This window comes from Streptomyces sp. GL_140 (genome assembly GCF_057834465.1).
This window is the reverse complement of record NZ_JBYQMJ010000002.1, coordinates 129,822-152,942: the sequence shown is the minus strand read 5'-3', so window position 1 is coordinate 152,942 and position 23,121 is coordinate 129,822. Positions and strand designations below refer to the sequence as shown.

24 protein-coding genes are annotated in these 23,121 nt (G+C 66.5%); 12 read left to right on the top strand and 12 right to left on the bottom strand.

Features of this window, described 5'->3' with window-relative positions; genetic code table 11:
- Positions 1–167: 167 nt before the first annotated feature.
- The 7 genes from AC3IYJ_RS40345 to AC3IYJ_RS40315 all read left to right on the top strand — a co-directional run bounded on the left by AC3IYJ_RS40345 (position 168) and on the right by AC3IYJ_RS40315 (position 6,886).
- Complete coding sequence (locus AC3IYJ_RS40345; protein WP_489403190.1) at positions 168–2,417, top strand: sensor histidine kinase; 2,250 nt, start codon at positions 168–170, stop codon at positions 2,415–2,417.
- Positions 2,414–2,884 carry a roadblock/LC7 domain-containing protein gene (locus tag AC3IYJ_RS40340; RefSeq protein ID WP_489403189.1) on the top strand — a complete coding sequence of 157 codons (471 nt, stop codon included), beginning with the start codon at positions 2,414–2,416 and terminating at the stop codon, positions 2,882–2,884. The genes AC3IYJ_RS40345 and AC3IYJ_RS40340 overlap by 4 nt, the downstream gene beginning before the upstream one ends.
- Entirely contained in the window at positions 2,865–3,230 is a 366-nt protein-coding gene (locus AC3IYJ_RS40335) for a DUF742 domain-containing protein (protein WP_489403188.1), read from the top strand. The genes AC3IYJ_RS40340 and AC3IYJ_RS40335 overlap by 20 nt, the downstream gene beginning before the upstream one ends.
- 13 nt (positions 3,231–3,243) lie before the next feature.
- Positions 3,244–3,684 carry a roadblock/LC7 domain-containing protein gene (locus AC3IYJ_RS40330; protein WP_489403187.1) on the top strand — a complete coding sequence of 147 codons (441 nt, stop codon included), beginning with the start codon at positions 3,244–3,246 and terminating at the stop codon, positions 3,682–3,684.
- Between the two features lie 154 nt (positions 3,685–3,838).
- Positions 3,839–5,056 carry a sensor histidine kinase gene (locus AC3IYJ_RS40325; protein WP_489403186.1) on the top strand — a complete coding sequence of 406 codons (1,218 nt, stop codon included), beginning with the start codon at positions 3,839–3,841 and terminating at the stop codon, positions 5,054–5,056.
- Positions 5,053–5,736 (top strand): response regulator transcription factor, encoded by a 684-nt coding sequence (locus tag AC3IYJ_RS40320; RefSeq protein WP_489403185.1) that lies wholly within the window; start codon positions 5,053–5,055, stop codon positions 5,734–5,736. The genes AC3IYJ_RS40325 and AC3IYJ_RS40320 overlap by 4 nt, the downstream gene beginning before the upstream one ends.
- A 136-nt stretch (positions 5,737–5,872) precedes the next feature.
- A complete protein-coding gene (locus tag AC3IYJ_RS40315; RefSeq protein ID WP_489403184.1) occupies positions 5,873–6,886 on the top strand; it encodes a hypothetical protein in 1,014 nt (337 codons plus the stop codon).
- A 58-nt stretch (positions 6,887–6,944) separates the two neighbouring features.
- On the opposite strand, the gene AC3IYJ_RS40310 is transcribed toward AC3IYJ_RS40315, so the two are convergent.
- Positions 6,945–7,958 carry a CinY protein gene (locus AC3IYJ_RS40310; protein ID WP_489403183.1) on the bottom strand — a complete coding sequence of 338 codons (1,014 nt, stop codon included), beginning with the start codon at positions 7,956–7,958 and terminating at the stop codon, positions 6,945–6,947.
- Between the two features lie 564 nt (positions 7,959–8,522).
- Between AC3IYJ_RS40310 and AC3IYJ_RS40305 the strand changes: the two genes are divergently transcribed.
- Entirely contained in the window at positions 8,523–10,520 is a 1,998-nt protein-coding gene (locus AC3IYJ_RS40305) for a glycoside hydrolase (protein WP_489403182.1), read from the top strand.
- A gap of 268 nt (positions 10,521–10,788) precedes the next feature.
- Positions 10,789–11,109: a cupin domain-containing protein gene (locus AC3IYJ_RS40300; protein ID WP_489403181.1), complete on the top strand. Its 321-nt coding sequence runs from the start codon at positions 10,789–10,791 to the stop codon at positions 11,107–11,109.
- A gap of 16 nt (positions 11,110–11,125) precedes the next feature.
- Here AC3IYJ_RS40300 and AC3IYJ_RS40295 read toward each other — a convergent pair whose 3' ends face one another.
- The 6 genes from AC3IYJ_RS40295 to AC3IYJ_RS40270 all read right to left on the bottom strand — a co-directional run bounded on the left by AC3IYJ_RS40295 (position 11,126) and on the right by AC3IYJ_RS40270 (position 15,362).
- Complete coding sequence (locus AC3IYJ_RS40295; protein WP_489403180.1) at positions 11,126–12,304, bottom strand: MFS transporter; 1,179 nt, start codon at positions 12,302–12,304, stop codon at positions 11,126–11,128.
- A 115-nt stretch (positions 12,305–12,419) separates the two neighbouring features.
- Positions 12,420–13,154 carry a 7-cyano-7-deazaguanine synthase QueC gene (gene queC, locus AC3IYJ_RS40290; protein ID WP_489403179.1) on the bottom strand — a complete coding sequence of 245 codons (735 nt, stop codon included), beginning with the start codon at positions 13,152–13,154 and terminating at the stop codon, positions 12,420–12,422.
- Positions 13,151–13,552, bottom strand: coding sequence for a preQ(1) synthase (queF, locus tag AC3IYJ_RS40285; protein WP_489403178.1), 402 nt, complete (start codon positions 13,550–13,552; stop codon positions 13,151–13,153). The genes queC and queF overlap by 4 nt, the downstream gene beginning before the upstream one ends.
- A 45-nt stretch (positions 13,553–13,597) precedes the next feature.
- A complete protein-coding gene (gene folE / locus AC3IYJ_RS40280) occupies positions 13,598–14,206 on the bottom strand; it encodes a GTP cyclohydrolase I (RefSeq protein ID WP_489403177.1) in 609 nt (202 codons plus the stop codon).
- Positions 14,203–14,928, bottom strand: a complete 726-nt coding sequence (locus AC3IYJ_RS40275; protein ID WP_489403176.1) for a 7-carboxy-7-deazaguanine synthase QueE — start codon at positions 14,926–14,928, stop codon at positions 14,203–14,205. Before AC3IYJ_RS40275 ends, folE begins: the two co-directional genes overlap by 4 nt.
- Positions 14,925–15,362 (bottom strand): 6-pyruvoyl trahydropterin synthase family protein, encoded by a 438-nt coding sequence (locus AC3IYJ_RS40270; protein ID WP_489403175.1) that lies wholly within the window; start codon positions 15,360–15,362, stop codon positions 14,925–14,927. Before AC3IYJ_RS40270 ends, AC3IYJ_RS40275 begins: the two co-directional genes overlap by 4 nt.
- A 638-nt stretch (positions 15,363–16,000) precedes the next feature.
- Here AC3IYJ_RS40270 and AC3IYJ_RS40265 point away from each other — a divergent pair.
- Both AC3IYJ_RS40265 and AC3IYJ_RS40260 read left to right on the top strand, forming a co-directional pair.
- Positions 16,001–16,183 carry a hypothetical protein gene (locus tag AC3IYJ_RS40265; protein ID WP_489403174.1) on the top strand — a complete coding sequence of 61 codons (183 nt, stop codon included), beginning with the start codon at positions 16,001–16,003 and terminating at the stop codon, positions 16,181–16,183.
- A gap of 127 nt (positions 16,184–16,310) precedes the next feature.
- Positions 16,311–17,672: an NsdA family TPR-like regulatory protein gene (locus AC3IYJ_RS40260; RefSeq protein WP_489403173.1), complete on the top strand. Its 1,362-nt coding sequence runs from the start codon at positions 16,311–16,313 to the stop codon at positions 17,670–17,672.
- A 27-nt stretch (positions 17,673–17,699) separates the two neighbouring features.
- Here AC3IYJ_RS40260 and AC3IYJ_RS40255 read toward each other — a convergent pair whose 3' ends face one another.
- A complete protein-coding gene (locus tag AC3IYJ_RS40255; protein ID WP_489403172.1) occupies positions 17,700–18,320 on the bottom strand; it encodes a BlaI/MecI/CopY family transcriptional regulator in 621 nt (206 codons plus the stop codon).
- A 703-nt stretch (positions 18,321–19,023) separates the two neighbouring features.
- Here AC3IYJ_RS40255 and AC3IYJ_RS40250 point away from each other — a divergent pair.
- Complete coding sequence (locus AC3IYJ_RS40250) at positions 19,024–19,278, top strand: hypothetical protein (protein WP_489403171.1); 255 nt, start codon at positions 19,024–19,026, stop codon at positions 19,276–19,278.
- A 205-nt stretch (positions 19,279–19,483) separates the two neighbouring features.
- Here the strand turns inward: AC3IYJ_RS40250 and AC3IYJ_RS40245 are convergent, their stop codons facing one another.
- The 4 genes from AC3IYJ_RS40245 to AC3IYJ_RS40230 all read right to left on the bottom strand — a co-directional run bounded on the left by AC3IYJ_RS40245 (position 19,484) and on the right by AC3IYJ_RS40230 (position 23,019).
- The gene (locus AC3IYJ_RS40245; RefSeq protein WP_489403170.1) at positions 19,484–19,870 is read right to left on the bottom strand and encodes a response regulator; all 387 of its coding nucleotides are present in this window, start codon (positions 19,868–19,870) and stop codon (positions 19,484–19,486) included.
- Positions 19,871–20,108: 238 nt separating this feature from the next.
- Entirely contained in the window at positions 20,109–20,909 is an 801-nt protein-coding gene (locus tag AC3IYJ_RS40240; protein WP_489403169.1) for a DUF4097 family beta strand repeat-containing protein, read from the bottom strand.
- Between the two features lie 12 nt (positions 20,910–20,921).
- Positions 20,922–21,245: a hypothetical protein gene (locus tag AC3IYJ_RS40235; protein WP_489403168.1), complete on the bottom strand. Its 324-nt coding sequence runs from the start codon at positions 21,243–21,245 to the stop codon at positions 20,922–20,924.
- 442 nt (positions 21,246–21,687) lie between these two features.
- A complete protein-coding gene (locus AC3IYJ_RS40230; RefSeq protein ID WP_489403167.1) occupies positions 21,688–23,019 on the bottom strand; it encodes an NsdA family TPR-like regulatory protein in 1,332 nt (443 codons plus the stop codon).
- Between the last annotated feature and the right edge of the window lie 102 nt (positions 23,020–23,121).

The window sequence follows — 23,121 nt, the reverse complement described above, 5'->3', positions numbered from 1 at the left end:
CGACAGCGGTTTCCCTTTGGGCAGCAAAGGGACCACGGCCCGTACGTACGCTGACACCCGCCCGAGTCCACTCCCCGGAAATCAGGTCTCTCGTGTTACAGGCCGCAGCCCGACCACCCCTGCCATGGCGAAAACGCATACTCGGCAACCTTCGCGTACCGACCCGCATGCTCATCGTGGTACTGGTCCCGCTGCTGGCCGCGCTCGGCTTCGCCGGCGTGAACCTCACGGGAGCCCTCGACAAGGCCGACCAGTACCGCAGCACCGAGCAGATCGCGATGACGAGCCGCACGGGAACCTCACTCATCACGGCACTGGCCAAGGAACGGGACCTGGCCGTCGACCCGAAGGCCAAGGACCGTCTGAAGGGCAAGGGCGCCGAGGACAAGGGGCACGGCGACACCGACGCCCAGGCCGAGCGGTTCCAGCGGGAACTGGCAGCCCTGCCCGCCGAAGCGGGGCTGGAGCGCCAGCGCCAGGTCACCGCCGCCGCGCTCGAGGCCCTGGCCAAGGTCCGCAAACTCGCGAGCTCCGGGGGCTCCTCGGCCGAAGTGGAGCACGACTACGCCGGCGTCATCGTCTCGGTCGCCAGCCTCTACAACCACGTCGGCGGGGTCGGCCACAAGGCCTGGGGCGCGGGGTGGACGCTGTACACGATCGCCCTGAACAACGTCATGGTCACCAGCCAGCGCTCGCTCCTCGCAAATGCCGCGCAGTCCGGCAGCCTCACCGCGGGCCAGCAGGGCAACATCCTCTCCGCACAGGTCGCCCGCGACATCACCGGCATGGAGTTCGGCCTCTACGCCGATCCTCAGGAGGCCGCCGCCTTCCAGCGGATCACGAACGAGGAACCGGCGAAGAACCTCACCGCCGCCATGCAGAAGCTCAATGCCTCCACCGGGCAGATCAGCCTGGCCCAGACGCTGCCCACGACCTGGTACGAGGACCTGACCCGGATCAGCGGGAAGCTGGCCCAGCTGCAGGAGGAGGTGGAGAACCGGGTGCTGGCCGACGCACAGCGCCAGAAGGAGACGGCTCAGGAGCACGTCATCACCGGCGCATTGATCGCCACGCTGGTGCTGCTGCTGGCCACCACTCTGGTGGTCGCCACCTCCCGGCACCTGGTGCGCAGGCTGAACTGGCTGCGGCGCTCGGCATCGATAGTCGCCGAGGTCCATCTCCCCGACGTCACCCGGCGCCTGAACAAGGGCAGCGCGCTGCCGGCCGCGCTCGAGGGCAACATCCTCGCCCCGCGCACCCGCGACGAGATCGGCGACGTGGCGCGCGCCTTCGACCGGGTCTACCTGGAGGCCGTAGGCCTGGCCCGGCAGCAGGCCGCCATGCGCGAGGAGGTCAAGCAGCTCTTCCAGAACCTTTCCCGGCGCAACCAGGTTCTGGTGCAGCGGCAGTTGGCGGTCATCACCGAACTGGAGGACGCCGAGCACTCACCCGAAGAGCTCTCGCGCCTGTTCCACCTCGACCACCTGGCCACGCAGATCCGGCGCAACAGCGAGAACCTGCTGGTCCTGGCGGGCGCGGAGATCACCGCCGAGCGGCATGAGGCGACCGGGCTCATGGCCCTGGTACGGACCGCCGTCTCCGAGATCGAGGAGTACCAGCGGGTGATGTGCCGGGCGCTGCCGCCGGTGGACCTCGTCGGCTATGCCGCCGACGACCTCGTCCACCTGATCGCCGAGCTGCTGGACAACGCCGCGTCGTTCTCCAGCCCCGATACCTGGGTCGTCGTCAGCGGCGGGCGGATGCCCAACGGCCGACTGATGCTGCAGATCCGGGACTCGGGCATCGGCATGAGCTCCGAACAGCTGGCGGCGAGCGAGCGGCTGCTGCAGCAGCAGGAGGCCGGCAACCGTACGGACCTCGGCCAGTCGCTGGGCCTGTACGTGGTCGGCACGCTGGCGCGCAAGCACGGGGTGACCGTGCGGCTGTACGCCAACTCCCCGTCCGGCGTGGTGGCCTCGGTGGTCCTGCCGCCGTCACTCGTGATCGAGCGCAGCCCCGTCACCGCCGACCCGGCGACGCGGGCCGGCATCGCGCGCGGCCAGGCGCTGCACAGTCCGACCGACCAGCACGAGCAGGACGAGCAGGACAGGGAAGGGCCGACGCTCTCGCTGCGGCCGATCGGCGGGGCCGCGACCCGCTCGGCCGAACAGCTTGCGCCGTACAGCAACCGTCCCCAGGCCGCGCCGGACGTGCAGGCGACCAGAGCCGGGCTGCCCATCCGGCAGCGCCGGGGCCTTCCCGGGAGCCTCGAGGCACCCAGGGTCCCCGAGCAGGGCCGGACCACCCGTCCCTTCCCCGACCCGGCCGAGATCCGCCGCCGGATGGCCGGACTCAACAACGGCATCGCCGGTGCGGAACCGCCGTCCGCGCCTCAGAAGGAGGAGCAGCAGTCATGAATACGCACGCGACCGCTTCGATGAGCCCACCGCACGCCATCGGTCAGGTGCCCGGCAGGGTGGGCGAGTTCCGCTGGGTGCTGCAGAAGTTCCGGTCCGACCTGCCCGGCGTCTTCGACGTCGCCGTCGTATCGGCCGACGGGATGCTGCTGGCCCGGGCCTCCGCCCCGCAGGCTCCCGTCCCCGAGCTCATCTCACCCATCACCAGCGGCATCGCGTCCCTGGGCGCCGCGGCCGCCGGACTGCACGAGTCCGGCCCGGTACAGCGCACCGTCCTGGAGATGGAGCACGGCATCCTGGTCGTCGTCGCCGTCTCCGACGGCTCGCTGCTGGCCGTCGCCGCCGACTCCGGCACCGACCGGTCGGTGCTCGGCTACCGGATGACCCGGCTCGTGGCCCGGGTGGGCCACGTGCTGACACCTGAACTTCGATCCGCTCTGAGGGACCATGCAGTGGCGTGCGGCTGACCCCCCGCGACCCGCCGCGCCCCCACCGCTCGCCCCCCGCCCGTACACCATCACGGCGGGACGGACGCAGACCGGACTCTCGCTGCCTCTGGAGGCTCTGCTCCATACCACCCACCGCATCGCGCCGCGGGGCGGACAGCCCGAGCACGACCAGATCCTCGCGCTGTGCGCCGAGCCGACCTCGGTGGCCGAGGTGTCGGCCCGGCTGGGCGTGCCGGTGGGGGTCACCCGCATCCTCGTCTCGGACCTGTCCGACATGGGCCTGATCTCGGTCAGCGACCCCGGCAGCGAACAACCGACCACCACATTGATGGAAAGGGTCCTCAGTGGACTGCACAGCCTCTGAACGGTGGGACGCCATGCCTTCCCTCGCTCCGACGCCGGACGACCGGGCTTCCGACGTCGCCGGCGTCATCCATCGGCACTGCGCCGCCACCCCCGGCATCGAGGGAGCCGTCCTGTTCTCGGTCGGCGGCCTGGTGCTGTGCGCGGACGCGACCACCGCCAGGGCGGACACCGAACGGCTCGCCGCGCTGTCATCGAGTCTGATGTCGCTGGCCAGGGCCGCCGCGCGGGCCTACGGCAGCGGCTGGGTGGGGGCGACGGTCGTCACCATGGAGCAACACCACCTGTGCATGGTGCCGGTGGACCCCCAGACCAGCGTGGCAATCCTGGCGGACTCGGGTACGGACACCAGCCAGATCAGTTACGTGGCCGCGGTGATGGCCTCGGAGATCTTCCCGTTGCTCGACGGGGACACCCGCACGCGTCTGGGGCGGTTCTTCCTCCAGCCGGGCTGAGGCAACCAGGCATGAAACAGGGACCAATGAGTATCGATCGGCTGCTCCGCACGCAGTTCCACACCCCTCTCGCGACCCGGCGGCCCACCGTCCGGACCCGGCCCACCGTCCGGACCTGGCCCGTCGCCCCACCCGTCCTGGCCGCAAGGGGCCGGTGGTCACCGTGCTGACCCACGTCTTCGGGCTCGTCCGCCGACGGCTGAGCAGCCTGCTGGTCTGCGAGGCGCCCACGCCGCGTCGGCTGCGGGCCCACGACGCCGTCCTCGCCCTGCTGGTGGCGGCCGCGAGCCTGCTCGCGCTGTCGACCGTCTACCGCACCGGGCTCTTCCACAGCTACCCCGTCAGCTGCCTCTGTGCTCTGACCGCGGCCGCGTCCCTGATGTTCCGGCGCACCCGTCCGGAGATCTGCGTGGCCGTCGCCTTCAGCACCACCCTGGCCTCGGACGAGGGCACGGCGCTGATCGCCGCGACCTACGCGATGGGCCGGTACGGTGGCCGCCACCGCGCACTGATCGTCGGTGGTGCGGTGCTGGCGTACCTGGGCACGCGCTCGATGACCGGCGCACTCGTAGAGAGCCCCGAGTGGCGGGTGTACATCGCCGTCCTCAACTTCATCGTCCCCGCCTTCTACGGGCAGTTCGTGCGGCGGCAGCGGCTGCTGGGCGAGCAGCTGCGCGAGCGCCTGGAGCGGGCGGAGGCCACCACCGAGCACGCGGCCCGGTTCACCCTCCTGGAGAAGCGGACCCGGCTCGCCTTCGAGATCCACGACACGGTCGGCCACCACACCACGTACCTGGTGATGCGCGCCGGCGCCGCGGCACGCCGCAAGGACCTGATGCCCGAGGCCGTCAAGGACTTCGAGGAGATCCGGGAAGGCGCGATCACCGTCATGCAGGAGTTGCGGGGGGTCATCGCGGTGCTGCAGGAGTCCGAGGACGTGCAGGAGCCGGTGGGCCCGCACCTGAGTTGCCATGAGTTCCTGGAGGGGCTGACCCGCAACATGCGCGCCGTCGGCATGGACACCTCGTACCGCGTCAGCGGCACTGTGCGCGGCCTGGGGCCCCAATGCGAAGCCCTGCTGTACCGGGTCGGCCGTGAGTCGCTCACCAATGCCGCCAAGTACGCCCCCGGCGCGGCCGTCGGCATCGGCCTGTCCTTCGGGCGCACTGCGGTGGATCTTGTCGTCCGAAACGGCCGGCCCCTGCAGCGGCCGTTCGCCGTCGACTCCGGGGGCTTGGGGCTGGCGGGCCTGCGCAAGACCGTCGGGGCGGCCGGCGGCAGCTTCCACGCCGGGCCTCTGCCGGACGGAGGCTACGAGGTCCGGGCCTTCATCCCCCTACCGCTGCACGAGACGAAGGGACCGGCACGATGACGATACGAGTGATCATCGTCGATGATCAGGCAATCATACGGTCGGGCCTACGGATGATGATCGATTCGTCGGACGGCATCGAGGTGGTCGGCGAGGCCGTCGACGGCGCGGACGCCATCATCCAGGCCAAGCTGCATCAGCCCGACATCGCCCTCATGGACCTGCGGATGCCCCATCTCGACGGGCCTTCCGCGACTCGAAAGCTGATCGAACTGTCCAACCCCCCGAAGGTTCTCGTGCTGAGCACCTACAGCGACGACGGCCAGGTGCTCGAGGCCCTCGATGCGGGGGCGAGCGGCTTCCTCTTGAAGGACCTGCGCTGCGAGGAGCTCTTCTCGGCCCTGCGCGTCGTCGCCTCCGGCGGTCACGTCTTCGCCCCTGAACTCCTGCGCAACATGGTCCGCAACGCGATGCGGCGGATGCCGGTGCAGGTCTCCGGGGTCGACGCGAAGATCGCCGCCCTCAGCGAGAGCGAGCTCAAGGTGCTGCGGCTCGTCGGCATGGGAATGACGAACGAGCGGATCGCCGGCGAACTGCACCTGTCCGGCGCGAGCGTGAAGACCTACGTCTCCCGCACCTTGGTCAAACTCGGCCTGGGCAACCGCACCCAGGCAGCCGTGGTCGCCTACGCGACGGGCCTGCTGGACCATGCCGACTCGGACCCCACCGGGACGTCCTGACCTGGAGAGAAAAGAGCCGGTTGGCAAGAGATCCGATCCTTTCGGACCTGCCCGTCACCGATCCGTGCGTGCATGCTGCTCGGCAGACGTGCACGAAGCAGTCGAGTGACCAGCCCCAGGCGGTGATTCTGTGTCCATGACCAACGTGGCCCCCCAGAGCAGCACCCCCACCCCGTCGCGCAAACCGAGTCGTGAGCGGCCTCCTCTGGAGTTCGTCGCACCGCCTCCCGTTTCGTCGAACCCTCTGACGAACTGGCTCCACGGCCGCCAGGATGCGGCGCGGGCCAAGCGGCAGAAGGCGCAGGACACGTTGGCCCGTCAGAAGCTGGCGCAGATTTCGGCGACGACGACCGGCAGGCTGCCGGACATCAGTCAGGTGCTCGCCGTCAGCCTGATACAGAACCTGGACGAAATCGTCCTCGCCGAGCTTCCCGAGGCCCTGCGTACACAGGACGACGTACAGAGGTCCGTGCGCTACCACCTGCAACCGGACCGGATCGCCGAACAGGCACGCACTTTCGTCGGAAACGGCGAGTACCTCTTCTCCGTGAAGGGGAAGACCTCCAGCTGGGTCTACGACTGCCAGATCGGGCTGTCGCTGTCGCTGTCCGCCTCCGAGCCGACGGTGACCGTCACCAAGGCCGCCATGGACAGTTCCAGCAAGATGACCGGCGGCCTGGCGGACAAACGGGCCGTCACCTCCGGGGGCACGTACTCGCTCAACGCCAACGTCGGCCGGGCCGCCACGATCCTCCCGGTCGGCGGCACGGCAACGGCAGGTGCCTCGTACAAGGACGAAACCACGAAGGACCTGACTTCGACCCAGGGATTCGAGCGGACCAACAACGTGAAGTACGAGGCGGGATCAGTCATCTTCACCAGCCGGGCCAGGATGGCGATCGGCATCCGGTACACCAAGAAGGCCCGCCATCCAGCGGCATGGGGACAGACGGATAAGCGGAAGCTCCTCGACTGGGTCGGCATTCGAAGCAGTGACGGCCCGGAGAGGCCCATGCCCGACTACAAGGCCGTCTTCAGCGACATCCCCATCATCTATTCCGTTCCTGCTGCGCTGGCCCACCTGCCGACCCCGCCCACGACCGCGGAATCGAGCTCGAGCACGGACACCGAAGAGGTCTGGGAGGTCTGACCGCCAGGCATCCCATCCGCTCAGGGGCGCCACGCGCCTCCCCGCGCCGCCGGCGTCCTCAGCAGTCGCGTACCGGATCGTCACGGGTCATGGCGCAGGCGATCCTTTTCCCCTGGCTGTCTCCGTGGAGCACTATGAGCGCTTTCCTGAATCCATCCCATTGACGGCGCGTGTCAATGATGGCCAGGTTGACCGCATGCCAGAAATTGGCCTCAACCTTCCCGCGGGAGGTAGTGGCGTTTGCATACGTCAGGTTCCCCCAATCGAAGCCGATGGTTCCGGTGTCCTTGTTGAGGGCTCCGTGAGAAATCCTCCCGGAGCATCCGACCGGTGTGCCGAAGCACCCTGTGGTGAGCTCGACCGGCACCGATTCGACAGGGAACGGACCAGGACTCGCCAATTCCATAAAAGGCGCGGGATATCGCCTCTGCAACCCTGGAGGATTCTCCAGGCCGACCGGCTGGAGAATGTCACTTTCCCCCGCCCAATTACTGTGCGCATAAAAGTCCTGCACACCGTGCAGCGCACGACCCAGACCCTCGATCGCATTGCACTTGGCCCGCCCCTTGAAGCCCCCGACGAAGTTGCAGTTACTGTTCAGATCGACGTGTTCAGGGTCGATGAAATTGACACCCAGCATGCCGGGCGCGGCGTCGAGGCCGTAGTGGAAGTGCCCCTTCAAATGCTCTACGCAGGCGACGAGTTCTCGAGTGGCCGACTCCCGCGACTGGGGGTACCCGTCGATGTCCATATAGTCGGCGTTGTCACAATGCGCGGACCCGTTCGATATCTTGTCCAGATCCGGGATGCCCACCGCCCCGAATCCACCGTCCCAGCCCGCCAGCTGCTTGATTGATTTCTCCTGGAAGCAGGAGTAGTCCGTATCCGGTTCGCTTCCGTCGCATTCGAGCGCTATTCGCGTGATGCGCTCGTGCTCGGCATTCTGACCCGCGATGCGGTACGTGCCGAACGCGTGAGCTGATTTCGATGACGGGCCGCTCAGTAAGAGCGTGATTTCAAGCATGGCCAGCACGGAGCCGGCCGCGATCCGATGGAAAGACCTACGCGACATCCCTCAGAACCTTCGTCAGATTGATCAAGCGTGGGGATCACGCCCCGACCGGAGCCGTCTTCAAGATCATTGGCCATCAGTAGATCGCTGCCCCCGAGGCGCGCATAGAGACTTTGGTCCCGACCTGGGCCGGCTTCGATTCGTCAGCGGCGCCCGCTGTTCGTTCGGGTCGAGGCCCGGCTGCCAGGTGACCGGATCGCAGATCCGGCAGTACCCACGCATGGCCATGCTTGCGCCCGCACCCTCGCGATCCTCGCGACCGCGACCGCGGCCGCCAAGCCTCTGGCCCCGGCCCCGGCCCGACCCCTGCCCATCCCCGACGGCCAGGTCATTGATCTCCACACCTACAGGGATACGTGGTCCCGCGTAACCCGTCTGCAGGTCAATTCTGTTTACCTCGCCCCTGATTCCGGTGCCCACCGCGGCCGACCGGGCGTCCGAGTACAGCGCGATACTGCTGACCTGCTGCATTCCGCCGGCAACCACGCGCGGCGTCGGACTGGCACCCTCCAGGGGCAAACGCCAGACTTTGGGTTTTCTTCGCAGGTATTAACATGCACATCCATGATCTTTCCTCCTATATCCAATCCTCGCTCTCCTCGAAATCGTCTCCTCACCGCATTAGCCGTCACGATCGTCCTCACGGCGACTGCCGGCGGCGCCCAGGCCACCAGCGCTGCGGCAAGCCCTGAGCCGGTCCCGGACCCGAACAAGGTGAGCATCCCGATCCAGGGGGGCGCGGCTGTCGTGGACACCGCCTCGCTCGACATCCGGGCCATGCCGGCATCGGGCGGCTCACTCGAAGTGTCCGGCCCGTCCGCCACCGATCTCGGCCACCCGGGTCCCGTGACACAGACCCCTGAGGGCGCCCGCTGGACATACCCCGACAAGAGACTGACCGTTACGGCCGCCTCGGACCACGGCCGGCTCCGCGTCAGCATGGAAGCGAACAACGACCAGTCCCTGCAGTGGCCGGTGACCGGCACCGATCCGTCGGCGTCCGACCTTCAGCTCCCCCGGGGCGAAGGCCTCAGCATTCCCGTGCGGGACCCCTTCTGGAACGCACCCGAGCACGGTCTCACCGGCGATCCGGTCGATATGGGTTCGGGCAGCTTGACCATGCCGTTGTGGGGTTACACGTACGGCGATCAAGGGGTCAGCCATCTCATACCCACCGATATCGGTACATCCCTACGGTTCGACTCCGACCAGGGCCGCCTGCGTACGACGGCTGTACACGAGTTCGACAGGGGCGAAGACACCCGCTCCTACACCGTCACTTTCAGCCTCACCGACGGCAATCCGGTGGCGTCGGCGGTCGACTACCGCGACTGGCTCTCCGAACACGGCCGGCTCGGCAGTCTGCGCGACAAGATCGAGGCGAATCCGGCCGCAGGCAAACTGCTCGGCGCCTTCCACGCCTATGTGTGGGGCGACGCCCGTAAGCAGAAGGGCATCGAGCAGCTGCGCAAGCTCGGCGTGAGCAGGATGTGGCTCGGGTACGACGCCGGACCTGACCCGATGGGCGCCGAAGCCGTGAGCACGGCGAAGAGGAACGGCTATCTCGTCGGACCGTACGACAGCTTCGCCAACGGTCAGGATCCCGCGAGCGCCGACACCCCCACCTCCATATGGCCCGGCAGCGTGTACCCGGACTACTGCGTGACCGATGCGGAGGGCGGTCCGGTCACCGGCTTCGGAAACCGCGGCTGCTATCTCAGCTCACAGGCGTTCGAACAGTCCGAACCCACCAAGCACTACCTCGCGGACCGGACCCGCGACATGGTCGGCAACGGCTCCGACAGCTACTTCCTCGACGTGGACACGGCCGGTGAGATGTTCCGCGACCACAGCCCTGCTCACAGCATGACCAAGGCCCAGGACCGGGCGAACCGCATCGCCCGCCTGCAGCGAATCCGGGACGGCAGGCTCGTGCTGGGCTCCGAGACGGCGCAGTCCTGGGCCAACAAGGCCCTCGACTTCAACCACGGCTCGGTCACTCCCGTGACGGACGGCCTGTGGCAGCTGGAGCACAGCAGCTCCTGGGGCGGCTACTACCCGGAGAGCGCGCCGAGGTTCCTCTTCCAGCCGGTCGTTCTCCCCGCCGACCTGGCCAAGGAGATGTACGACCCGAGGTACCGCGTTCCGCTGTACCAGACGGCCCTGCACGGCTCGCTCGTCAGCACCGAACGCTGGGAGGTCTCGTACGAGAAGCTGCCCGAGCAGAAGAACACCCGCGCCATGCTGGCCATGCTCTACAACATCCCGCTCAACTACGTCCTCGACGGGCCGTCTCTCGCTCAGCACGGGCCCGAACTCGCCGCCCTGCAGAATTACTTCGCGCCGCTCCACGAGAGGGCGGGCACCGAGAGGCTCACCTCCTACTCCTGGCTGACCGACGACCGCAGTGTCCAGCGCACCGTGTTCGGTGACGGGGTACTGACCGTCACCGCGAACTTCGGTACCGCGGCCCACGGCAACCTGCCCGCAGGCTGCGTCGGTGCCCAGTTCTCCGACGAGACACAGCCCCGACTGCTGTGCCCGGGCAAGGATCCGCGCTAGCTCGGCATGCCCAACACGGACCCTGTGGCCGAAAAGGGTCTTTCGCCCCTATCGGCCGTGGGGTGCGGCGTACCACGATCTCCGACATCGGAACCAATATCCAAGGGTGAATCAAATGCACAGAATCCTTCAGGGCCTGATAGCTGCCACCGCAGCGTCCTTAGTGACCTTGTCCGTCACTGGATCCGCCGCCCTCGCGGCACCGGCCACGACGCACGCCCCCTCCCCGACGGTGACGGAGCTGGCGGAAGGCACACAGGACGGCCCGGTGAAGGTCGACGTCGACGGGCCGGCGCAGGTCAACTTTCGTGAGATCACCCTTCCCCCCGGTGCGACTACCGGAAAACACTGCCACTACGGCCAGTTGGTCGCCGTAGTGAAGTCAGGAGTGCTGACCCACTACGCGCCGGTGTATCCCGGTGGTGTCCATATCTACAAGGCCGGCGAGTCGATCGTCGAAGGACCGAAATATGTGCACGAAGGCCGCAACGAGGGAACGCAGAACGTCGTACTCCTGGTGACCTATGTGACGCCTCAGGGGAAGCCGCTCGCCGAGACGGACCTGAGCAAGTGCGAGCCGCAGCGATAGTGCGGCAACCCTCGGATCAGTGACCCCGGATCCGGCCGCATCCCAGGAACGCAAGGGCGATGACTGACGCGCCCGCGACGACCGGTGCGACGAATCCGTGGTCCGGTCCGAACCGGGCGACCGCGATTCCGCCCCACGAGAACCCGACGGCGAGGCCAAGGGTGAGGCCGGTGCCCACCCAGCTCATGCCTTCGGTCCGCTTCTCCTGCGGCACCAGGCGTTCGACCAGAGCCATGGCCGCAATCATCGTCGGCGCCAGGGACAAACCCGCTACGAACAACGCCACTGCCAAGAAGGTCAGGCTGTTGACCAGCAGGAAGGGCAACGTCCCCATTCCCAGGAGGAAAACCCTCAGCGGAAAGCCGCGAGGCGCTGGTGCACTCGTACGGATCATGCCGATGAAGGCACCTGCGCAGCACGACCCGAGGGGATATGCGGCAAGCATCGGGCCGATCAGGTGGTCGGATCCCTGCGCACTGGTGAAAGCCACTACAGCGACGTCCATCGACCCCAGGATCGCGCCCACGGCAACAAAGGTGACGGTCACCATGCGCAGCCCGGGTGAGCGCATCGCCGTCCCCTTCACCCGGCAGGCTCCCGGTCGTACCGAGGGCTCCGTCCGGCGCTGGGCCGTGAATGCGTAGGTGCCGGCCACGAGCAAGAAGGCAGACGCCATGAGTCCCGCTTCCGGAAACCATCCGGTGCAGAGTCCGACGGACAGCAGCGGACCGATGATGAAGCAGACCTCGTCCAACACGGCCTCGAAGGAATAGGCCGTGTGCAGCTCAGGGGCGCCGTGATACATCTCCGCCCAGCGGGAACGCACCGCAGCACCCACATCGGGTGCGAACCCTGCCAGAACGGCGGCGGCGAAAAATGTCCAACTCGGTAGTTCCCCCATCGCACACAACGACAGTCCGATGACTCCGAGGCCTGCGATCCCAGCTGCCGGACGCAGAACACTGAACTGGCCATGGCGATCGACCAGGCGGGAAATTTGCGGGCCGAGCACCGCTCCGGACAGGGCGAACGTCGCCGAAACCGCGCCGGCCATCCCGATGCGCCCGGTCGACTGCGACATCATCGTCAGAATTCCGACGCCCAGCATGGAGATTGGCAGTCGGCCGATGAACCCTGCCGCCGAGAAGCCTCTTGCGCTCGGTGCAACCAGGATGGCTCGGTAGGCGATGGGCACGGGTCGCTCCATGGAGAATCGTATCTCTGCCGGGTTGGGAAGGTTTTCCTCTCAACCCGGCAGAGACCTCTGTGACCAGAGTTCGGTCCGGGCTGCCCCAACGGACCTGGAGTGCCTACAACAACCGGCCTGTCCGCTCTCCTGCAGGTTCCTCGTCCGAGGTCTTCCCGCACTGCCGGATCCGCAGGGCGAATTCACGGTCGGCATAGCGGGTCGGGTCGGGAACATCGGCCAGCACGAACGCCTCGGCCCTTTCCACGCAGGTACCGCAGCGCCCGCAGTGCACCTCCTGACCCTCGTAGCAGGACCAGGACAGTTCCAGGGGAGCCTTGACACGGGAGCCGACCGCCACGATGTCGGATTTGTGCAGTCCGGCGAAGGGGAACATGAGCTTCACGCCCGTGCCGTACTCAACCGCGCTTGCCGCCGCCTCCAGGAAGTCGGGCCGGCAGTCGGCATAGACGGGGTGGTCGCCGGCATGGGCTGCCAGGGCTACCGCGTCCGCCCCGCGTGAGGCGGCGACCGCCGCTGCCGCCGCGATGAAGAGCAGATTCCGGCCCGGAACCACGGTCGCGGTCATCGATTCGTCACTGTAGTGACCATGTGGCATGGGCGCCGGGCCGAGCAGCACCGAGGAAGCCCGATCCATCGCGGCTGTCACGCCTCGTAAATCGATGAGTTCGTGAAAGACGCCCAGCACACCCGCCACCGCGATGGCAGCCTCCACTTCTTTGACGTGCCGCTGTCCGTAGTTCGCCGACAGGCAGGACACTCCGTGGCCTTCGGACTTCAGATGCGCGGCCAGGACGGTCGAATCGATACCTCCGGAGAGCAGCACGAAGATCTTCACGAGCAGCTCCCCACGTGTCCCGCACCGGCCCGTGCGGTGAACGAGAGGCCCCCACGCACCTGTTGCACGGCTTCCACGCTGATGGAGACCGCCCCGCAGGCATCCAGGAGCTCCTTGGCAATCACTGATGCCAGTTCTTCGACAAAAATACCCATATTGCGGAATCTCTGGAGGTAGAGCTTCACCGACTTGGCCTCCAGGCACCTGTCCGACGGAACGTATCCGACGGTGAGACTGTAGAGGTCGGGTTGGCCGGTAACAGGGCACAGCGCAGTCAGTTCCCGGGTGGTGAACTCTACTTCGCCAATCCCATCCGGCTTGGGAAACGTTTCCAATTCACCGCTGTCGATCGGCCCGCTTTGCTGCCGTCCGAGCAGGGTGAGTCCATGTTTGTCCACTGGTAGCCTTTCAGATGAAACTTGCACAGAGCGAAGAATTCCTGTTCAGCCGATTGGGCCGATCATCGACATGAATTCGGCTCGGGTCGCCGGCTGGTCACGGAACCGACCCGTCAGCGACGTGGTACGCATCAGCGCACCGCTCTTCTTCGCTCCACGATTCGTCATACAGCCATGCGCCGCGTCGATCACGCATGCGGCGTCTGCCTTGAGATGCTCTGAAATGGCACCGGTCACCTGCTGTACGAGACGCTCCTGTACCTGCAATCGTGACGCATACCAGTCGAGCAGCCTCGGAAGTTTCGACAGTCCTACGATCTTCCCTCCTGTCGGGAGGTAGCCGATCCAGGCCTTCCCGGTGAACGGCATCAGATGGTGTTCACACACCGAGGTGAAATCAATCGGCCCGACTGTGACCATTTCATCCACATTATTTGCATCGAACTGAACCGCCAACAATGCGGCCGGATCGGGGCCGGCCGGGGTGCACATATCGAGAACGGCCTGAACGACACGGGCCGGTGTACGGCCGAGGCCGTCCCGGGCGGGGTCGTCACCGATCAACTGGATCAAGGCAGCGACTCCGGCCTCCGCCTCGACTCGCAATCCAGCGTCCACGTCCCCAAAAGGGCGGCGAACAGGGGTGACTGTCATCGGACCCCCATCGTCAAGTGCAGACGACCGGATACATTGAAATGGTGACCAATCGCCCGCTCGGTGATCGAGCGGGCTGTTCGACGCCACTCTTCGTCCGTCTCCCCCAACGGCATGATCCACACTGAATCCGGATCGAGTTCATGGGTCGACACAAGGGCGGCGACCTCGTCGACGTCCTCCATCGTGCCGCACACGAACTTGAAACACGCCTGGCCCCAGGAGGCCAGTGCAGCGAATCCTGCAAGCACCCCGGGTCGGATCCGCATTTTGTACGGATCCGCTGCCCCCATCCTTGAGTCTATTTTTGGTGAGACGGAGAAATGTGCGACGCGCGCGGCTGTGGTTTCAGTCGGCACGATCGTCCCATTCGTCTCGACATGTATGGCTCCTGGTAGACCTTCCAGCAGCGTGGCCCACGCACCGGTCTTCTGCCACATGAGGGGTTCGCCACCGGAGAGCACCGTCATGCAGTCGCCTGCCCCATGCGCCACCGCAGTGTGCACTATTTCCTCAGCCGATATTTCGGGGCAGGTGACCGACAGGTCGAATCGAGTCCGATCCCACGTCTGCTTGGTGTCGCATGGCGGGCAATGCAGGTTGCAGTGTCCGAGCCGGACGAAGCAGCACCTTCTGCCTGCATAGGGGCCCTCGCCTTGGATCACCGGTCCGAAGATTTCGTTCACCGGCAGTCTCAGACGCCGGGATTCCAGGGCGCTCATCGCGGCGACCAGACGGCAACATTGGAGACGGTCTCGGTTATACGGACTTCCGCCACGTCCACTTTCGAGAATTTCAACATGTCGCCGAGCTCGGACCCGATCAGAGCAGCCACGTTCTCCACCGTGGGCCACCAGCCGACCAGGCCGCCGTGCGTGTAGACCTTCGTCCCGTTGTCGCGCAACAGCGGAACGAGAGGATCCTCGATGCCCAGCATGGTTCCGTGGTCCAACTCCGAATCGATCCATATGCGTAGTCTGCTTTTGATATCTCCAAAATCGATCACAGTTCCGTCCTCGTGCACCAGGCCTGTCACCCGGGCCGCGACTCGCCAGGTGTGCCCGTGCAGAGAAGCGCATTTTCCTCCCATGGCGGGCAGTCTGTGCGCTGCGTCAAAATGGTGCAAAACCTCTAAATATGTAGTGGCCACAGACATTCCTCCTGAGATGTGATGCGAATCGATGAATCTCACGGAATACGCCACCGCCGGCCCTCCGGTGCGCTCGGCCGGCCCGTGTCCGTCCGTGTCGAGCCCTTGGGAGGCGTGACACTCGGGCCGCGATCGCGGCAGGTGGCGGACCTACATGTTTCCTGCTTACAACTGAAAATGGTGAGGGCTCACTCGGGGGGCGCGTGGTGCACTCGAACCTCTACTAAGTGCGCGGCCGAAATACGGGAGCGGGCTCGGCGCGACGAATGATCAACACCCTGTCATAGGTTGTCATATTGCCCTCACCGGATAATCCTGCTGAAGTTGTGCGCCAACAGCGATAACCGGAGCGGGCAATGCGCCTCACCCCGAATCGCACTGGGGCTCGACCCGTCCGATAGGTGCGGTGCGTGACCGGGCAGGAAGCAGCTGTACCGCGGGCATCGGCCCAGAAGATCTGCGGCGGAAAGCTGGGGAGGAGCCGGAACGTGGCGGACACCACAGGGCATCGTGGCCCTGATCGACGTCCCGGGGTGACAGCGGCGGAAATTGCCCGGCTCTCCGTCACTGTCAAACGGCCGACTGTCGCATCCGTCGCCGCAACAGCTGGCGTTCCGGGCCACGATGTCCGGCGGGGCATCTCCATGGAGAACGGCAGCCGGATGGCCACGGCGCTCTCCGTGGGCCTGCTGAACGAGAGGTCCGCGCGAGCCATCGCGAAGGATCCGCAGGCTGTGCTCGCCGCGGCGCAGGAGCTCCAGGCCCTGGTATGGGAGATCATGCGTGCCAGATGCGAGAGCGCAGAGGACGAACAGCGCCTCGCCTGACCGGCGCGACTTCCCCCGGCTGATGCCGTGACGAACCGTCGGGTATCGGCCGCTCCGGCCTCTCCAGACTGTTCCCCGGGCATACTCCAGCCGCACCGGTCCGCTCGTTCATGCCATATTGACCGGGATGACTTCTGACACCAGGGCACGAGGGGCCGCGGCCCTCAAGGCTTTGCGGCACAGGCGGGGCATGTCCATGTCCCACTGCTCACGCGCCCTGCGGGAGCAGGCGAGGATCTTGGGGCACCCGTCGCTCACCACACCCAGTGTCGCGGGGCTGCAACGATCCGTTGCCCGGTGGGAGAACGCGGCCTCGCCGACACTGCCCGACGAGAGGTACCAGCTGCTCCTTTGCTGCCTGTACGCCCACACCCCTGTCGGCGACGTCGCGCTCGGGCCGGGCTCCGACTTCGCCGAAGTCCTCCACGCGCTCGAGGACCTGGGCATAGGCCAAGCGGCGCTCAGCGCCTTGCGATCCACAGCGACGCGCGTCCTTTCCGACAAGGGCACGGGCCTCATCTCGCTCCTCTCGCCCAAGATGTCCTCGATGCTGGCCACCGTCCTGGACCGCCCCGAGCGGGTGGATGAGCAGCTGGCCGCCGATTTGCAGTCCGCGGTGGCAAGTGTCGGGGCCCAGATCGACAACCTTCCGTTCGTGCGCCAGCAGCTGATGCTGACTCCGGTCGTCGAGGCATGCCGGCAGGTGCTGGCGTTGCCCTTACCGGAGCCCATCCAGTCGAGCGTGCGGAGGGCGACCACGTCGGCCTACACGCTGGCGGGGAGACTGGCCTTCGAACTGCGTGACGAAACCGCTTCGAGCGCCTGGTACGCCGCCGCCACTCGTGAAGCCGGTCTCCTGGCGGAGCCGTGGCGCCGGGCCAATGTGCATCTGGCCCACGCCATGGTGGCCCTGCATTCCGAAGACGGCCACAGCAGGGCACGAGTTCTGACGGACGCTGCCGTTCGTGACGCGAACAGGGGCCAGAACACCACCGTCCGGGCCTGGTCATACGCATGGCAGGCGGCCATGGCAGCCCGATCGGGAGAACAGCGGTTGGCACATGGTGCATTGGGACTGGCCGCCCTGGGTGTCGACCGTGCCCAGGGCGACGGTGCCTCCCCGCTGAAATTCGAGCCCTGGCGACTGCGCGCTTTCGAAGGCGTGTGCGAGCTGTTCGTGGGGCAGGTCTCCTCAGCTGATGCGTACCTCGGCCAGGCACTGCAGTCCCGTCACCTGCTGCTCGCCGAACGCGCCATTCTCATCAGTGATCAGGCTCTCGCCAGGCTGCACTTGGGAGATCCACGGGCGGCGGCCGAGCTGCTGCACGAGTGCATCGACATGTCCCCCGTCGGAGGCCGAATTCCGGCGGTGAGACTGCATTGGGCACGCAAGGCGCTCTCTCCCTGGCGACATGAGCAATTCGTCGCAGACTTCGACGACCGCCTGCTGGACGCCACCTTGGGCGCCGAAGGGCCTGCCCGGGCCTGAGCCCTCCGTCGCCGCCAGGGCAGGGCGTCAGTTCGGGGCGGGCTCGCTGTGGGACTGATCGGCGGTGTCGTGGCTGCCGACTGCCGTGTAGAAGACGGACTTGCCCTGCTTGATGCGGTCGATCAGGCCCTTGGCGACCAGTCCTTCCACCGTGGTGCGCACCACCGTGGCCTTGATGCGACGATCGGGATGGGCCTCCACGAGCGCGGCGGTGACTTCAGCCGCGGAGGAGGGTGCGCTCTGCGCACGGAGGTGGTCGTGTACAAGACCGACAAGGGTCGTCCGGTGCGCCTTCGCCTCCTCGGAGACCACAGCGGCAGACGCAGTGGGTTGGGCGGCCGCCTGCGCGGGGGCCGGCTTCCTCCCGGTCGGCTTCGGTTCGGCCTGAGGCTGGTGCGGCACGCGACCCACCGCCGTGACATCCGGCTTCCGCCCCGTTCCGGCGGCCGTTGGGATGCCGTCGGCGAGTGTCTGATGCATGCTCATGAGCAGGGCGTGGTCGTGCTGCAGCACGACCAGCTCCTCCTGGAGCCTGGCCAGCTCCGCGACGACGCGTTCCTGTTCCCTGCTGCTGCGGTCCAAGTCGGCAGCCACCTGGGCCGCGTACTGAGCCTTGAGTCCGGTCGTCACGTGCAGGGATCCCGACATGTGGATTGCCTCTCTTTCATGAAGTCGTTGTCATGAGTGCAACTGGCGTACGTCGCGAGGGTGGGAAGCAAGGTACGGACCAATCCTGCCATCCGTACCCCCGCGCCGACGACTCAATCTCACCTTCTGGCCACGAAGGGAGCACCGGGCGTTCGTCCCGTTGTGGTGCACCCATCAATGGTGGTGTCCCCGCCGCATCCGGCCACTCGGGGTTCGGCCGGTATGAGATCCCATGAAGAGGCGCCGAGGGGAATCCGAGCACTGCGCCGCTCTCCCCCGGTCGGCCAAAGTGCGGTCGCACGCGCGGTGTTGACATGAAGTCCCCGCCGTATTCAATGGCGGGAGGCGGGCGGAAGCAGGAGTCCGAATTTGTGGCCGATACGGATTGATTCACGCCACCCCCCTTGCCTGATGGTGCAGTTCACGGTCCGGGTGCGCCGGTCGGGCTTTATAGTTTCTCCGTCTTATGTGATCGGAGATCCACGGGAGCCCTCTCCATGGGTTTCGATACAGGGGCACATTCCTTGAACGCCACTCCGTTCCCCATGAAAAGAGAACAATAATGATGCTGCGCTATGCCGTTCCTGCGATCGCCGCGGGAGTTTTCACACTCGCCGCCGCCACCACCGCCATGGCGGCACCGAGTGGGCACGTCGCCACGAGCAAGCCTCTCGTCGTTTCCACTGTGCCCGACACCGCGCTGATGCCGTGTCCGACCCACTGGAACCCGCTCTGGGGACACGGCCCCGTCTGCCGGCCGCAGGAGCCCGACACCACGCTGATGCCGTGCCCGACCCACTGGAACCCGCTCTGGGGACACGGCCCCGTCTGCCGGCCGCAGGAGCCCGACACCACGCTGATGCCGTGCCCGACCGACTGGAACCCGCTCTGGGGACACGGCCCCGTCTGCCGGCCGCAGGGCGAGAAGAGCGACCCCCAGGCCTCCGCGCGCAATTGAGACCAACTGACCGCGAGCACGACACGGGCGTCCCGGAGTCCTGACAGGTTCGACCGGGGGCGATCACGGCTGTGTTAGCGCGGTCCGCAGCGCATTTGTGGGGCGTTCGGCCATGCCGTCGTCGGGCGCCTCACCTCCATGGCCGGTGGAATCACCCCTAACGCCCCCGGCCGCAGCATTCCGGCGCGCCCGGACCGGCATGCTCTCAACTCGTCGGAGCGACAAGCCTGTGCAGCACGTAGAGGTCGGCCAGTGCCCGTACCTGGGCCCGCAGCGCCCACGGGTCCACCGGGCGGGTCAGGAAACCGGCAGCACCCAAGTTGTAGGCGCGCGCGGCCATGCGATCCTCTCGACTGCCGTCCCTCAGGAAGATGACGGGCAGGTGACGGGTCTGGTCGAACTGCGAAAGCTTGGCCAGCAGTTCCAGTCCGTTGATACGCGGTGTCAGTACATCCATCACGACCGCCGCGACAGGCTCGCGCACCACGAGCCCCAGTACCTGATCAGCGCTTGTGGCCCGCAGCATGCGGCGGCCCAGTGGCTGCAGAACGCGTTCCAGGGCGAGAAGGTTGTCCGCACGGTCGTCGACCACCAGGACGCCGTACTCCTCGGCTGAGCACGAGGACGAGGACTCTCGTCTTCCGGACGGGGACAGCGATATCGGCATGCTCGCTCCGTAGAAGGGATGGCGCCCAGGTGCCTCACCAGGCACTTGACTCTAGCCACAGACCGGTTCGTACGCAGAGTCCTCACACCATTGGGTGAGGGAGACCACGAGGAGCCCTCGGACCCCCGCCGGGGCGGGGGCCCGCGAATGCCGGCCGGCCGCCTCAGTCGCCGGGGCGGACCAGACCGGCCGATGGTCCGGTTGAGCTGCCGATGTTGGACAGAATGATGTTCCCATCGGTGGTCATTGCCTTCAAGGTACTGCTGCCGCCACCGAGGCGTCCCATGACGAATACCGCCTCGCCTCGGCGCCCGCACCCCGTGGCCTTCTTCAAATGGGTGAATCCGTTGTAGACGTTCCCAGAAGTCGTGACCGCGCTCACTTCGAGGTCTGCATCCTCCATCGCTTCTATGCAGACGTCCCCGGATTCCGAACTCACAATGATTCGAGCCCGAGGCGTAACGTGCCCCACCCTCAACTTCACATCCCCCTGCGCCGTCCAGACGCGAACTTGGGGTCCGTCGACCGCAGATACATTGAGGTCGCCGTTCTTCGTAAAAGCATCGAGGCCACCGGTGACATCACTGACGGCGAAGCTCCCGTGCATACCCCGCAAGCGGGCTCCGCCGGAAATCCCGGCAACAGCAGTCGTCGCGCTGAATGCGTTGACCTTCACGCGGACACCCTCTGGGACAGAGAGCGACATGGCGGCCTTTCGCCCTCTCGCCCGCTTCGTGACCCCCACCAGCCGCCGCCATCGAGAGTGGGAAACAGTCAGGATGCCGTGCTTTTTCCTGACATAAACCGGCTCACCTAAGGACGTGAAGAACTCCAGCTTGCTGGAAGGTCCCTTCGTTCCCGAAACGAGCAACTGCCCCCCGTAGAGATCCACCCTCAGCTCGACAACGGGATCGTCGATGCAGATCTCTTGCGGCTTGCACACTGTCCAGCTCTGCTTCTCCATCAGATAATTCCGTCAGCTCGCGAACCGGACGCTCCTGAAGCGGGCCCGGGTCTGGTCGTCTGCCGGAATCGCGGAGCTCGCCGCACCCTGACAGTGAGGCTGGTCGAACAGCTCAGCGGTGCGGTCGGTGTCGTTGCGGGTCCGGCCTTCTGCCCATCCGCCTATCTCGACGGTGTAGCACTGACCGCTTTCAGGGTTGCCGAGGCTGTGACGGACCCCGTCCGTCGTCGTGGTGTAACTGAAGGATCCAGAGGCCGCGTGAGCGGCGACAGGCATGCCCAGGGCAAAGCCGGTGGCAGCAGTCAGAGCGGCGAGAACAGCGGTTGCGCGTCGCATGGTGCACGTCCCTACGGAAAGTCGGAAAAGGACCGGCCCTACGTTCAGGCCCGGCCCGGATGACAGCTGAGGTCATGCAAGACGTAGATCGCATACACCCTATACAGGACAAGCCGTCTATCCGCCTTCCGCTCCGGGCACACTGGACCCCTTCCCTCTTCATTGTGATTATTTGTCCAGATTTATACATATATGCAGGGCGTGTTGACACGCTCCGCGCCGAACGCTGCGCATTCATTTGGCCATGGATGATCCGCTTGCTTACGCGTTGGTGGCACAAAACTGGTCAGGGCCGACGGGGACGAACCCCGGCGGGAATCGCGCAGCGGCCATGGCGTCACGGGACACGCCCCTGGACACGGGGGACCCGGGCCCGCTGGATTGCGAAGGGTTATTAACCGGCCGGGGAGCTCGGAGACCGCTCGGTAGTCATGAGCCGCAACTAGGACAAGGGCGCTGCTCGCATGAGGAGCCTTGCGGCCTGTGGGTGGGTGCGGTGGGGCTGCAGCAATTGACGCATGGTGGCCAGGTGACGAGCCGCAGACACTGAGTGCAATACCAGGTAGTCATCGAGAAAGGCGTGCCAGTGATGGAGAGCCGCCTCCCTGAGTCCTTGCTGAAGTAGCGTTTCAGCAAGCCGGGCGCGAGTCAGGGCCCGATTGCGCCGAGCCGCGTCTCCGCGAGTGCGCAGCGACGCGGCCAGGGCTGTGCCGGCGCCCGCATGGTCCCCAAGGGCACTGAGAGCGCGCGAGCGTTGATAGTGCAGGCCGGCGGCGGGGTAGCTGGTGAACGGGCCGGGCGCCTGGTCGGCTTCGGCATGGAGGCGTTCGGCCGCTTGCAGAGCGGTCAAGGCGTCACTGCGGTTCCCGGCATGGGCTTCGCCTATGGCGAGCTGAGCTTGGGCATAGGCCCTGGTGATGGCGGGCGCATGGGCATCCGCGATGTCGGCGGCCTGTCTTGCGAGGGTGAGGGCGGGGCGGTGGTGGCCCAGGTCGTGGGCATGGGTGGCCATGGCTCGTAGCGCGATGGCGTAGGTGGTCAGGTCATCGGCATCGGCGGCGAGGTGGGCGGCTGTGCGGTGGTACTGCTGAGCAAGGGATTCCTCCTGCCCGTCGATGCACATGTTGCCCAACAGGATGGAGAGTTGGGCGGCCGCCGACAGGATCTGCCGGTGCACGGATTCAGTGGCGGGCGCGCAGAGATAGGCGGTCACATCGCGGGCCAGATAGGCCGTCAGCACGGTAAGAGGGGGCCGCCCCCCGTGCGCCGCGGCCAATCCCGCGACGAAGTCCGTCATGGCGCGCAGCGTTTCCACTTCTACGCGGCCCACCCGTCGTTCGGACGACAGGGGCACCGGATACCTACTGGTACCCGCGACGAGTTCCGCCGGGAGAGGGACGGTGAGGGCCGACCGGTTGTACGCCCCCGCGCTGAGCAAAGTCCGGCCGCCCCGCTCGAGTTGACCGTGCGCCAGGGAAGCGATCTTGCGTATGGGGTCGACGTCCCACGACGTGTTGACCACCACGACGGGCGCTCGGGTCAGACCTGCCTCGCGGGCGGCAACCGGCCGCGAAAGCCTGCGTGACAACGCTTCGAGAAGGTCCGTGGAGGCGGGTGGCCGGGGATGGGTTCCCGCAAGCCACCGGGACACGGTGGAGCGGTCGCATGCAACAACATGCCCGTTCTCTGCGGCCACCACACGTATCGCGGCGGCGAGCTGGCTCTGATTCCAGCCCGCCTGCACCAGCAGCAGCTGGAGAGCGGTATTCGGCATTCGGTGCACGACTCCCTCCTACCCGCGCCGGCCTGCTTCCCGAACCACCGCGGTGGCGTGAAAATGCCCAGCGGAACCGGGGCAGAACGCACTCCGCCCAAC

Excerpts from the sequence above, each read along its gene's own strand:
- AC3IYJ_RS40330 (WP_489403187.1), top strand. The coding sequence starts at position 3,244 with ATGCCTTCCCTCGCTCCGACGCCGGACGACCGGGCTTCCGACGTCGCC.
- AC3IYJ_RS40345 (WP_489403190.1), top strand. The coding sequence starts at position 168 with ATGCTCATCGTGGTACTGGTCCCGCTGCTGGCCGCGCTCGGCTTCGCC.
- AC3IYJ_RS40240 (WP_489403169.1), bottom strand. The coding sequence starts at position 20,909 with ATGGAGAAGCAGAGCTGGACAGTGTGCAAGCCGCAAGAGATCTGCATC.
- AC3IYJ_RS40270 (WP_489403175.1), bottom strand. The coding sequence starts at position 15,362 with ATGTCTGTGGCCACTACATATTTAGAGGTTTTGCACCATTTTGACGCA.
- AC3IYJ_RS40255 (WP_489403172.1), bottom strand. The coding sequence starts at position 18,320 with ATGTCGGGATCCCTGCACGTGACGACCGGACTCAAGGCTCAGTACGCG.
- AC3IYJ_RS40310 (WP_489403183.1), bottom strand. The coding sequence starts at position 7,958 with ATGTCGCGTAGGTCTTTCCATCGGATCGCGGCCGGCTCCGTGCTGGCC.
- AC3IYJ_RS40305 (WP_489403182.1), top strand. The coding sequence starts at position 8,523 with ATGATCTTTCCTCCTATATCCAATCCTCGCTCTCCTCGAAATCGTCTC.
- AC3IYJ_RS40320 (WP_489403185.1), top strand. The coding sequence starts at position 5,053 with ATGACGATACGAGTGATCATCGTCGATGATCAGGCAATCATACGGTCG.
- AC3IYJ_RS40275 (WP_489403176.1), bottom strand. The coding sequence starts at position 14,928 with ATGAGCGCCCTGGAATCCCGGCGTCTGAGACTGCCGGTGAACGAAATC.
- AC3IYJ_RS40235 (WP_489403168.1), bottom strand. The coding sequence starts at position 21,245 with ATGCGACGCGCAACCGCTGTTCTCGCCGCTCTGACTGCTGCCACCGGC.
- AC3IYJ_RS40335 (WP_489403188.1), top strand. The coding sequence starts at position 2,865 with ATGCAGTGGCGTGCGGCTGACCCCCCGCGACCCGCCGCGCCCCCACCG.
- AC3IYJ_RS40230 (WP_489403167.1), bottom strand. The coding sequence starts at position 23,019 with ATGCCGAATACCGCTCTCCAGCTGCTGCTGGTGCAGGCGGGCTGGAAT.
- folE (WP_489403177.1), bottom strand. The coding sequence starts at position 14,206 with ATGACAGTCACCCCTGTTCGCCGCCCTTTTGGGGACGTGGACGCTGGA.
- AC3IYJ_RS40250 (WP_489403171.1), top strand. The coding sequence starts at position 19,024 with ATGCCGTGTCCGACCCACTGGAACCCGCTCTGGGGACACGGCCCCGTC.
- AC3IYJ_RS40340 (WP_489403189.1), top strand. The coding sequence starts at position 2,414 with ATGAATACGCACGCGACCGCTTCGATGAGCCCACCGCACGCCATCGGT.
- AC3IYJ_RS40265 (WP_489403174.1), top strand. The coding sequence starts at position 16,001 with ATGGAGAACGGCAGCCGGATGGCCACGGCGCTCTCCGTGGGCCTGCTG.
- AC3IYJ_RS40260 (WP_489403173.1), top strand. The coding sequence starts at position 16,311 with ATGACTTCTGACACCAGGGCACGAGGGGCCGCGGCCCTCAAGGCTTTG.
- AC3IYJ_RS40315 (WP_489403184.1), top strand. The coding sequence starts at position 5,873 with ATGACCAACGTGGCCCCCCAGAGCAGCACCCCCACCCCGTCGCGCAAA.